Here is a 222-nt window from a genome sequence, read left to right as displayed (position 1 = left end):
AGCAGGGCGGGGTGTAGTCCGTAGTGGTGTGCGTCGCCGCCGGTTTCGGGGAGGCGGGCTTGCACGAGCCAGTCTTCTCCGGTGCGCCAGACTGATTCCAGGCCTTGGAACGCGGGACCGTAGCCGTACCCGTCCTCGGCGAGTTGCTGGTAGAGGCTGCTGGTGTCGGTTCGGGTGGCGTTTTGTGGTGGCCATACCGCCAACCCCGTGTCCACTGGTGTT

General features: G+C 65.8%; 1 protein-coding gene. It reads right to left on the bottom strand.

The annotated features are described in order from the left end of the window. Positions 1-203: polyketide synthase dehydratase domain-containing protein (locus ON44_RS33460; protein ID WP_281005322.1), on the bottom strand; the 203-nt coding region annotated here is incomplete at its 3' end. Positions 204-222 lie beyond the last annotated feature (19 nt).

This window comes from Nocardia vinacea NBRC 16497, from assembly GCF_000308835.1.
GTDB lineage: Bacteria > Actinomycetota > Actinomycetes > Mycobacteriales > Mycobacteriaceae > Nocardia > Nocardia vinacea.
Note: the sequence above shows the minus strand (reverse complement) of the source record. Positions and strands in the feature narration are given on the sequence as shown.